General features: G+C 41.8%; 11 protein-coding genes and 1 pseudogene. 7 read left to right on the top strand and 5 right to left on the bottom strand.

Annotated elements, in window-relative coordinates:
* The first annotated feature begins 188 nt into the window (after positions 1-188).
* A complete protein-coding gene (locus JCM21738_RS19300; protein ID WP_232215879.1) occupies positions 189-344 on the top strand; it encodes a hypothetical protein in 156 nt (51 codons plus the stop codon).
* Positions 345-757: 413 nt separating this feature from the next.
* On the opposite strand, the gene JCM21738_RS19305 is transcribed toward JCM21738_RS19300, so the two are convergent.
* Positions 758-1,564, bottom strand: coding sequence for a cupin domain-containing protein (locus JCM21738_RS19305; RefSeq protein ID WP_023626096.1), 807 nt, complete (start codon positions 1,562-1,564; stop codon positions 758-760).
* 196 nt (positions 1,565-1,760) lie between these two features.
* Here JCM21738_RS19305 and JCM21738_RS22750 point away from each other — a divergent pair, with 196 nt between their 5' ends.
* The 5 genes from JCM21738_RS22750 (at position 1,761) to JCM21738_RS19320 (ending at position 5,085) form a co-directional block, all read left to right on the top strand.
* Complete coding sequence (locus JCM21738_RS22750; RefSeq protein WP_052019802.1) at positions 1,761-2,264, top strand: hypothetical protein; 504 nt, start codon at positions 1,761-1,763, stop codon at positions 2,262-2,264.
* A gap of 26 nt (positions 2,265-2,290) precedes the next feature.
* Positions 2,291-2,458, top strand: a complete 168-nt coding sequence (locus JCM21738_RS24530) for a hypothetical protein (protein ID WP_156315532.1) — start codon at positions 2,291-2,293, stop codon at positions 2,456-2,458.
* Between the two features lie 38 nt (positions 2,459-2,496).
* Positions 2,497-3,588 carry an alpha/beta hydrolase family protein gene (locus tag JCM21738_RS22755; protein WP_052019804.1) on the top strand — a complete coding sequence of 364 codons (1,092 nt, stop codon included), beginning with the start codon at positions 2,497-2,499 and terminating at the stop codon, positions 3,586-3,588.
* Positions 3,589-3,825: 237 nt separating this feature from the next.
* Positions 3,826-4,104 carry a hypothetical protein gene (locus tag JCM21738_RS19315; protein WP_023626098.1) on the top strand — a complete coding sequence of 93 codons (279 nt, stop codon included), beginning with the start codon at positions 3,826-3,828 and terminating at the stop codon, positions 4,102-4,104.
* 12 nt (positions 4,105-4,116) lie between these two features.
* Positions 4,117-5,085, top strand: coding sequence for an MFS transporter (locus JCM21738_RS19320; protein WP_148296149.1), 969 nt, complete (start codon positions 4,117-4,119; stop codon positions 5,083-5,085).
* Here the strand turns inward: JCM21738_RS19320 and JCM21738_RS19325 are convergent.
* From JCM21738_RS19325 to JCM21738_RS19340, 4 genes and pseudogenes are all read right to left on the bottom strand, one after another.
* Positions 5,063-5,926 carry an AraC family transcriptional regulator gene (locus tag JCM21738_RS19325; RefSeq protein WP_031308123.1) on the bottom strand — a complete coding sequence of 288 codons (864 nt, stop codon included), beginning with the start codon at positions 5,924-5,926 and terminating at the stop codon, positions 5,063-5,065. The two genes, JCM21738_RS19320 and JCM21738_RS19325, sit on opposite strands and share 23 nt — an antisense overlap.
* Positions 5,927-6,394: 468 nt before the next feature.
* Positions 6,395-7,830: pseudogene (locus JCM21738_RS19330) on the bottom strand (IS6 family transposase).
* A gap of 205 nt (positions 7,831-8,035) precedes the next feature.
* Positions 8,036-8,254, bottom strand: a complete 219-nt coding sequence (locus tag JCM21738_RS19335) for a hypothetical protein (RefSeq protein WP_023626102.1) — start codon at positions 8,252-8,254, stop codon at positions 8,036-8,038.
* A 97-nt stretch (positions 8,255-8,351) separates the two neighbouring features.
* Positions 8,352-8,837 (bottom strand): hypothetical protein, encoded by a 486-nt coding sequence (locus JCM21738_RS19340; protein WP_023626103.1) that lies wholly within the window; start codon positions 8,835-8,837, stop codon positions 8,352-8,354.
* A gap of 380 nt (positions 8,838-9,217) precedes the next feature.
* Here JCM21738_RS19340 and JCM21738_RS19345 point away from each other — a divergent pair, with 380 nt between their 5' ends.
* Entirely contained in the window at positions 9,218-9,985 is a 768-nt protein-coding gene (locus JCM21738_RS19345; RefSeq protein WP_023626104.1) for a GTP pyrophosphokinase, read from the top strand.
* Positions 9,986-10,109 lie beyond the last annotated feature (124 nt).

Here is a 10,109-nt window from a genome sequence, read left to right on the forward strand (position 1 = left end):
TAACTTCTTTTTCTTGACAGCTTTGGGCTATGAATCTTGAAAGCTGTCACAATAACCACGTTTTCTTGACAGCTTTGGGCTATGAATCTTGAAAGCTGTCACAATAACCACATTTTCTTGACAGGTTTGAGCTATGCACCTTGAAAGCTGTCACAATAACTCATAAGATAAGTCACCCTCAGGCCGCCTTGAGCATTCAGGACTCTTTAAGGGAACAATTAGATGAAGAAGCACAAGCCAAAACCATCATTGATCGTCTTAAGCTTGCTGAAAATAACTCGTCCGCCCTTTTATTGATCGATCAAGAATTAGGTGCAAGAACAACTGCCCCGCTAGCAGGGTGAACCGGTGACAGAGGTAAGATTCGACTGGAAGAAAAACATTTTACTATCATGGATTTAGCTTAAGAGGCAATGGGACGGAGATAAAAACCGTCCCTTTTTCCCGAAATAAAAAAGGACAAGCTTTGTCGCTCATCTCAAAAGTTAGAATGCCCTATTAAGTTTCATATTCCCAGAATGTCAAATCAGCCTCTAATCTGATGTTCTTTCATCACTCTTAATCAAACGTTTGATTAAATGCATGCTAACCTTAGAGGGTAATGAATTCTTTAATAAAAGTCAGCGGAAGATTGAGACGATCCACCCGCATCGGCCTCCCCCTCCATCATTGCCACCTTCCCATCTGAATGACCGATGTCCAATGACAGAGTGAGACATGAGATCCATTGTCCCATGTCCCCCATTCTTTTTTAATCCTACATATTCTTGCTCGCCTGAAGAAGTTTGGATTTTCCTGAACGTTCCCATTCTTCTACTGTTTCATATGCTTTTTCAGGAGTGTATCCCTTCCCTACCAGGACTCCCATTAGAATGAATTCTTGAAGAATGTGCGTAGCGTTGATTCCTCTTTTAACGTCCTCTAATCCTTCCTGCACTAAAAATTCCGTGTGCTGGACCCATTGATCTGGAGTCTTGCCGAAAACAATCGTATTTCCATTGCCGTTCGCTCCACCTTCACTCGCCATTGCATCGGCTTTGGTCACATGGACAGTCCCAAATGGATGGTTCGGAGGAGCATAGATGGAGTACAGCTTTAACGGAGTATTACCAGTATTGGTCAGATTATGCCATGTTCCAGCTGGAATCATGATCGCAGAATCATCAACGACTGGGCTTTGAAAGGTTAGGTTCTCTTTGCTCGGACCCATCTGAACAACACCCTGGCCTTGTTCGATCCGTAAAAATTGATCAACGGCAGGATGCATTTCCAAACCGATATCACCGCCAACCTCGATGCTCATTAATGTGACTTGTAAATGTGTTCCTGTCCATAAAGCGGTACGATACGTGTTGTTTTGCTGTGTTGCTTCATTGATATTGACCACATATGGATTTGGTCCATAATCCGCTAAAGGAATCATTCCGTTGCCGTTAGGATAGCGGAAAGCATGAAAACCGTTCATATGCTGCGCTCCATAAGGATTAGCCCACTGACCAGAGTGTCTTCCATTATAATTCGGTTCATAATATTGATTAAAATAACCATTTGGATAATAGTACATTTTTGTCAATCCCTTCCCAGTTCATCAACATATCCTATGCAATTGGTATGGGTGAAGACACAGTGACGGTTGTCGCGTCTTAACGCTAATGCATTAGCTCTCCCCCCTTCGCACCCTTGTCGCAGCAATCTTTAAAAAGGTTTTTACAGGTATTTATCGAATTCTTAAATGTAATGGAAAGGAGATGGAAAAAATTATGGTTAAAGAGAGTAAAGCTACGGAAGTGAAGCGCTACACAATACAGCAGTTTTATGGATCTGAATCGATTACGGGTAATTCGATTTCATATGATGGAAGGAAGGTTTTATTTTCAGGAGATAAGACAGGGATTTACAACGCGTACTGTGTGTCGGTTGAAGACGGAGTGAGGACACAACTGACGCATTCTGAGGATAATGCAGTTCTTGTCACGAGCTACTTTCCCGATGATGACCGCTTTTTATTTTTAAGCGATAAGGGCGGGAATGAAATCTTACATATTTATGTTAAAAATGAGAATGGCGAAGAGATCGACCTCACTCCAGGGGAGCAAGAGCGTGCGGAATTTTACAGCTGGAGTCAGGACGGAAAAGCTTTTTCTACGGGTCAAATAAGCGGAATCCTAGTTACATGGACGTCTATGAAATGGATATTGCCACTTTTGAATCTACTTGTATTTTTACGAATGATGAAGGATACGAATTTGGGTCCATCTCTCTGAATAAGCGGTTTATTTCCTTAGGAAAATTGAACAATGCCAATGATTCCAATGTTTATATTTTTGACCGGCAAACGGAGAAGCTTACGCATGCCACACCGCATGAAGGCGATATCCAGAACATCCCACAAGCATTCTGCAGGATTCCGAAAGCCTTTATTTCCTCGCTGATGAAAACGAGGAATTCCTATATCTGAAAAAGTATCATATTACTACAGGTGTAACACAGGATGTTGTGAAGGAAAATTGGGATATCATGTTCACGCGATTCTCCAAACAGAATACCTATATGGTTTATGGAGTTAACCAGGATGCCAGTACTGTCGTGAAGGTTCTTCATATGGGCACTGGAGAGTATCTGGACCTGCCACAACTTCCGGAAGGGCAAATTTCGGACTTGAAATTTTCGGCAGATGAAAGCCTGATGACCTTCCTGTTTAATGGCCCGAATTCGCCTACGAATTTATATAGCTACGAGCTTGGGACATCTCAATTAAAACAGCTCACCGATACCTTAAACCCGGAGATTAGCCAGGCAGACTTGGCGGATGCGGAAGTGATTCGCTACCCTTCTTTTGATGGATTGGAGATTCCGGCAATTTATTACCATCCAAATGTGAAGGCAGACGAAAAGGCTCCGGCACTTGTCTTTGTCCACGGAGGTCCCGGCGGACAGTCAAGAACGGATTACAATCCGCTTCTCCAATACCTGGCCAATAACGGCTATGCTGTCTTGGCAGTTAATAACCGCGGCAGTTCGGGGTACGGCAAAACCTTCTTTAGCGCCGCCGACCTGAAGCACGGGGAAATTGACCTTGAAGATTGCATCCAGGCCAAGAAGTTTCTGCAGGAGCAGTCTGATATTGATGGAGAAAAAATTGGCATCATTGGTGGAAGTTACGGCGGCTATATGGTTCTTGCCGCGCTGGCTTTCAGACCTGACGAGTTCAATGTCGGGGTGGATATCTTTGGAGTCTCGAACTGGGAACGCACGCTGAAGAGCATTCCGGCCTGGTGGGAAAGCTTCCGTAACGCCCTTTACAAAAAAATCGGAGACCCGTATACGCAGACAGAATACATCCGGAGCATCTCTCCCTTGTTCCATGCTGACAAAATCAACAAGCCGATGATTGTTTTGCAGGGAGCAAATGACCCGCGTGTCCTGAAGGTCGAGTCCGACGAAATCGTGGCCGCATTAGAAAAGAACAATGTACCGGTAGAATATATCGTCTTCCCTGACGAGGGACACGGATTTATGAAAAAAGAAAACAGGATAAAAGGCTACCAGGCCGTATTGGACTTTTTAGAACAATATTTAAAACGATAATACTAAAAAGAATCGTCTGGAGTGACTTCCAGGCGATTTTTCAACACAGATCCACGAGACAAAGGTTCGGTTCTATCGTCTCATTCGGAACTCTAAATTAAAGAAGTGCTGATGAAGTGCAAAATTGTTATCATTCCAAATAAGCAAAATCCACTCCCCCACACTCCAAAAAAACCGCAATTTTGGAAAAGAAACTATCTTTCTCCCTCTCTATAATCTGGTTAGGGGGAGATGAAATTGACATTTTTGAAGAAAATGGATTCGTATACTGTCTATATATATACACGTTTTTGGTCTCAGTTCTTTTTTACATTTATTTTTACGGTTAACTTGCTGTACCATGTGAAGGTCGTCGGACTTGATCCGTTGCAGTTGGTTCTGGTTGGGACTGTTCTAGAGGCAGTTGTGTTTCTGTTCGAGATCCCGACTGGGTTTGTGGCGGATTTAAAGAGTCGCAGGCTTTCCGTGATTTTTGGGTATTTTTTGATTGGGGCTGGGTTCCTCATCGAGGGTTAGTTCCCTTATTTCGTGGCAGTTTTAGTGTCTCAGGTTCTTTGGGGAATTGGCTACACTTTTACGAGCGGTGCGCATCAAGCGTGGATTGCCGATGAAATTGGAGAAGATCGTGCTTCCGAGGCGTTTGTGAATGGTGCTAAGGCTGGCAAACTTGGAGAAGTGATCGCGATTCCGTTGAGTATGTTGATCGGTTATTATTTCATGATCAACCTGCCCATCATCATTGGCGGATTATCCATGGTAGGATTAGCTGTTTTTCTGCTTATTTTTATGAAGGAAGAGAACTTCAAACCTGTCCAACATGAAAACACATCCACTTGGAAGACGTTGAAAAGCAATATGAACCAGATGGTCCATTACACAAAGGCAAGTTATTTGATGCGGATCCTCTTCCTTATTGCTTTGTTTTTCGGGTTATATAGCGAAGGTTTTGACCGGCTATGGATTTCTCACTTCCTTGAAGAAACCCGTCTCGCATACATGACGGAAGGAAATTTGGTCATCCTGATCGGCTGCATTAATTTTGTCGTGATGCTCCTATCATTTGTCGGCCTTCATTTTATCAGCCGGAGTTCTCTTCACCATCAGTTAAACACCATCTATGTATCCTTGTTGATCGGCTGTGTTCTGATTATCACTTCGCTGACCGGCTTTGCTCTTTCAACTGGAATCATCAGTTTGCTGTGCTTTTACCTGATCATCCAAGGAACAAGGTCTGTCATGGCACCGCTTGAGGATACCAGGCTGAATAAAATCATTCCTGATTCTTCGACACGCGCGACGTTCTTTTCGGTAAAAGGCCAGGTTGACGCGATTGGCCAAATTAGCGGAGGACCGGCAATAGGGTTAATCGCCGCCAACTTTTCTATTAAAATCGCAATGATCGCAAGTGCCATTCTTTTAACGCCTGTGATCTATCTTTATCAATTGGCCATCAAAAATCTCGAGGGTGATAGAGTCACTCTCGAGATTTTTCTTTGATCGGAATATGGATTTCCATATAGACTTTTTTAAAATCCCAATAATGGCAATGCTCATCATAAAATTCAAAGTCGAAGCCCTCTTCATCCACTTCATAAGATGAGTGTGGAAACCAATCTTCCAGTATGTATCTCCACGTCCCTTTGATCGCCGTTGCGAATTGGTCAACCTCAACCAAAGGTGTCCGGAAAATCGCATAGACAGCCTCGGGGATTTGGGTAGAAGTTATTCCATCAGGTAAGCCTTTTTCATCGTCGTGGTCTACAGCAAACATATAACTGCACCTGTCCTCATCAAGGCTGCGGCTCAAATTGATACAATACTCTCCATGCTTTTTCGGCGCTAACTCTTTGTACAGATACCTTTCAATCGACCCGTCTGTCAAACCCTCCTGGTCCCAAAACGCTGGCACATTTCGGTCAGCAGGGAAATGCTCGATACTGAAGATTTTCCCTGCGACATAAAAAGCATTCCGTCTGACAATCTGGGGCTGCAAGACAATGCCTCCCGTATTCTTTTCGTGAAGGCTCATCAGATCCAGCTTTTGTGGCAGTGATGTTGGACAATGCTCCTTATAAAGACTCGGAGGACTTCCAAAGCACTTCTTGAACGCTTTCGTGAAGCCAGCATGTGTTTCAAACCCATAATCCATGGCAATTTCAATGATCTTCTTCCCATTCACCAGTTCATACAGCGCAAACTGGAGCTTCCTTTTGACCACATAATCCATCAATGTATAACCCGTCTGCTTAGTAAAAATCCGCGAAAAATGATACGGAGAATACCCTACCATCCTCGCCAGCTCTTCAGCACTAAGTTCCTCTTTAATATGATCCTCTATATAATAATGACACGTTGAAGTAAAAGTAACTGTTGAATCATCCTCACCACTTTACGGTTGGTCTCTGTCTTCTTCCTTACGAGTTTACAGGAAATGTGGAATAATGAGACGTAAGAATTGTTTCTCTGGTTGTACGATCATGAAAAAATGCACAGGGGCTGACCCTGCACAACTAGTAAAAAAAACGCCTTTTTCGAATCCATTCAACATTAAAAAACCGGTAGTGTCAAAAGTTCTATGAAAAATCAATTCTGAGTGAAGGATTTCTCACTGAGCTTGTTAAAATGCTGCCGCAATCGCTCTTGACAAACACGCCAATGGTTTGCGAAGTGTTCATCAAGGGCGAAGGGGACAAAAGAAGGCATGCCAAATAAGCCCTTGGTTTTTCCCATTTTAAACCATTGGCAAGTTCGGTTTGTCAAGAGTTCGCTTCGCCGACTGCTGGATAAGGGCTCTGCTAAACAAAAGCTAGGCTGTTTGCTCTTCAATCCAATCTTGAGCTAAACCAATCAGTTTGGCCCATCTTGCCGGCATATTTGGCAATTGAAGCAACTCAGGTTGAAGGACCGGTACTTTTCCTTCTAGTGCCGAGTGTGGTCGTAGAAAGTTGAAATACGCCACAAACAACGTCACGAAGGAAACGGATCCCTGCTCAGAACCGAACCCATGCGTTTGGCGGTAGTTACCTTTGAAGGTCCGGTTCAGTCGTTCGATGATCTGTTTCAACGGTCGGTATTCAGTCGACACTGGATCTTCGTTCGTCAGGCCAATGACTTGCTTGATGTCGAATGATATTCCATGTTGCGCGAAGAAATGCTGCGCCAACAGATATATCGGGTTTCCATCAACGACAAAAGTCAGATCCTCTGGTATTTCTTTGAACTTCATCAAGACCTCATCGATAGCCAGGATCGCTGTTTGCGTATCCCGGTTATCAGAGACCGGATAGGACAGAATAATCTTTTTCACCGCATCGAAGAAGAAGAACAGATAGTGCCAGCGACCACCCACCCGGATATACGTCTCATCGCCGCAAAACTGATCGGAAAGCTCATAAGGATAATGGTCCACATATGGCTTGAGAAGCAAAGCCACGCTATTCTCGTAATTCAAGATGCTTTGGTGAGAGATATTCAGGCCATGGACATCCTTCATGAGCGCAGCTGTCTTCCTGGCGGAAAGTCCATAGTTCACATGGTAAGTCAGAATGAGCCTAGGGTATGAGGCGACACATAAAGCCTGGAAAGATCGACTTTTGGCTTCTTAGGTGATTCCTTAGAAAGTGGCTTGTATTCAATGTGGAACTGGCGAAACAGGTAACGCATCTTGAAATCATGGGGGTTCTCCTTGAATCGTTTTCTCTCTTTGGACGAAAGTCCATTTAGGTTGCGCTGATAGAAGGAACACACATTATTTTTGCACTTGTAGATATCAAAGTCTTTCCGTTCTTTCACTTTTTCAAGAGTCTTCAAGCAATGCGGGCATTTCATGATGGCTTCTTTGAGATATTGGTTTTTCTGATTGAACACACATGCACACACCTTACATTGGTACTGCCCTTTTCCTCCATTATTGGCATATAGGTAATCTGCCGGAGCACCACACTTTGGGCAGGAAATGTTGGATGGTACGGATGTTTTGGAATTGGCATGACGCCTAACGGGCTTAAGAAGCTTTCCGTGATTCTCGAAGTACTCTTTCATGAGGATTTTATAATCCAGCTTTTGTAGTGGCTCGATAATTGGAAGTTCATCCACCTGTAGCTTTCGATAAGGCTGATTCACAGGTTGTTCTTTCGGCTTATCGAACATATTCTTGCCGATAAGCAGCGTAAGAAGAGTTCGAATCATTTGATCTTGGTACTTAATAAAAGTTAATAAATAGGTTATAATTTGAGGGTACAACTTGTCACTTCCTTTCTGGGAATTGGGTGTGTGGTAACCTCAATTATCTCCAGAATTCAGGGGGTGGCAATTTTTTTGCTTAAAAAGCCCTCTATCATAGGATTTTATAACCTATTTCTTATAAAAGTTTTGACAATACGAAAAAACCCCTAATGATGATTCAATAGAGGTTTGTTTGTATATAATAATATTCAAAAGGGTTTAATTAAAAATCAAAATCTGCAACTTCTTCAAAGTCAACAGTATGGGGGATTTCGTCAGCATACATTAAGTCCCTGATCATAGAAAGTTTCATTGTAACATCCATATCGAAGTATTCTTTTTCCTCGGAGTTCATATCATACGTAGGGACATTAAGAACTTTATATTCAGTTCCGGCAATATTCCAGACCAATTCCCGTTTGGTTGTCATATTTTCAACCATTTTTGGTGCCTCCCTGTACAAAGTACCCATAATATTCATCCCTCTCCACATTATTTTTATCTATTAATACGTATTCTATACCCTATATTATGTATATTCAATCTTTTTTGTATTGTTCCTTTATCTTTTTCCACATTTCCTCTAATCTTGGATCGTTTCCTAATCTTTGTTCCGATCTACGCTGTCCTGGTCGGCTTATTTCGCTGCTTTGTACGTTACTTACCGTTACAACTTTAATGATACGATTACCGGATTTTACTTTTTCGAAACTGATCGAGATTTTATAACGGTCAGGATCACCTTCAATTCTTAATGTATAAGATAACTGTGGGTACCCTTTAAATTGTCCTTTTTGAACATTATTAGTAAGCTTCACTTTGTCTATAATACCTATGACAGTAGTTATAGAATCAGAACCAACACGCTCAAGGATTCTTTTGAGAGAATGTTTTCCTTGTCTTACAAGTCTTTTTTCATGCAAAGTTCTCGATGATAGACTTCCGACGATTCTTTCTTTTTCTTCTAAAATAGTCGGTTTCTGTAAGTCCTCAGATAAGTAATCTAAATCCTTTCCATACTCCATATCATCTAGCTCTTTTTGCGTATATTGACTTGCAATTCGCGTTAGCTGATCAACTTGTTGGTCATCAAAATCTATAATATCATCTATATCCAGCGGTTGTTTATCCCTAAAAGCACCGTAAAAATAATTGGCAACCTTTACACTTCCTTTTATTCTTCGTCCAATAGTTAGATTATATCACAGATTTTCCCTTTTATTTGAGGGGTTCAGCTAAGTTCCAGTGGCTGAAGTGGAAAATGGAACACTTACAACCTATAGAGAGTTAACTTTTTCAAGTTTTTAATCAGAAATGGTGGCCTCCCCTCTTTTACAGGGCCTCCTATTATTGATAGGCTGTGATGGTGGCGAGATACACTATAACCACAAGGAGTAGTCCATACATGGAAGAATTGGCTCAGCAGTATAGAATCAATCCCAAAGAAATGAGGAACGACCTAAAAAGGTTTTCGTTGATTTATAAATTTGCACTGGATGAAATGAATACGAAGATCAATATTTTAAAAGAAGAATTTATCCATATCCATGATTACAATCCAATAGAACATTGCAATTCAAGGCTAAAATCTCCCGAGAGTATCATAAAAAAACTGACCAGGAAGAACCTTAGCTTTTCGATAGAATCCATCAGGGAGAACATTAAAGACATCGCCGGGATCCGAATCATTTGTCCATTCATTACGGATGTTTATAAAATAAGCCAGATGATTGAAAACCAAAAGGACATAGAGCTGGTTGAACGCAAGGATTATATTCGCAATCCAAAACCCAACGGTTATCAGAGTCTCCACCTTATTATTAAAATCCCGGTTTTCATGTCTGACAGAGTAGAGATGGTATTTGTGGAACTGCAGATCCGAACAATCGCCAGGGATTTTTGGGCGAGTCTGGAACACAAAATATATTATAAATATGAGAAAGAAATACCTGAACGAATCAAAAAAGATTTAAAAGAAGCAGCCATTTCAGCCGCTGAGTTGGATTTGAAAATGGAGAGGATCAATAACGAAGTGGCAGATTTAAAAGTGAAGGAAAATATGGGCGAAGACTTTCTTATTTTCAATGACAATCTAAATACACCAAAGTCTAATTTTCAGTCATTCCTTAATGGCTTTTTTGTGGATGCTCCCAGAGAGATAAAAAAGAAGTGAGACACAGGGACGATTCTGCACCCTGCTAAATATGACTTTTTTACATTTGCCAGACTCCGCAACCGCCCTATGTCTCAATACTGCCTAATCGTACCCTTATGTGGCCTTTCTCCTTCTCATAAGG

Origin of the sequence: Mesobacillus boroniphilus JCM 21738, assembly GCF_000517385.1 — a bacterium.
Lineage (GTDB): Bacteria > Bacillota > Bacilli > Bacillales > Cytobacillaceae > Mesobacillus > Mesobacillus boroniphilus.

Coding starts and splice junctions, on each gene's coding strand:
- JCM21738_RS19345 (WP_023626104.1), top strand. CDS start 9,218: ATGGAAGAATTGGCTCAGCAGTATAGAATCAATCCCAAAGAAATGAGG.
- JCM21738_RS19340 (WP_023626103.1), bottom strand. CDS start 8,837: ATGGAGTATGGAAAGGATTTAGATTACTTATCTGAGGACTTACAGAAA.
- JCM21738_RS22750 (WP_052019802.1), top strand. CDS start 1,761: ATGGTTAAAGAGAGTAAAGCTACGGAAGTGAAGCGCTACACAATACAG.
- JCM21738_RS19335 (WP_023626102.1), bottom strand. CDS start 8,254: ATGGTTGAAAATATGACAACCAAACGGGAATTGGTCTGGAATATTGCC.
- JCM21738_RS19305 (WP_023626096.1), bottom strand. CDS start 1,564: ATGTACTATTATCCAAATGGTTATTTTAATCAATATTATGAACCGAAT.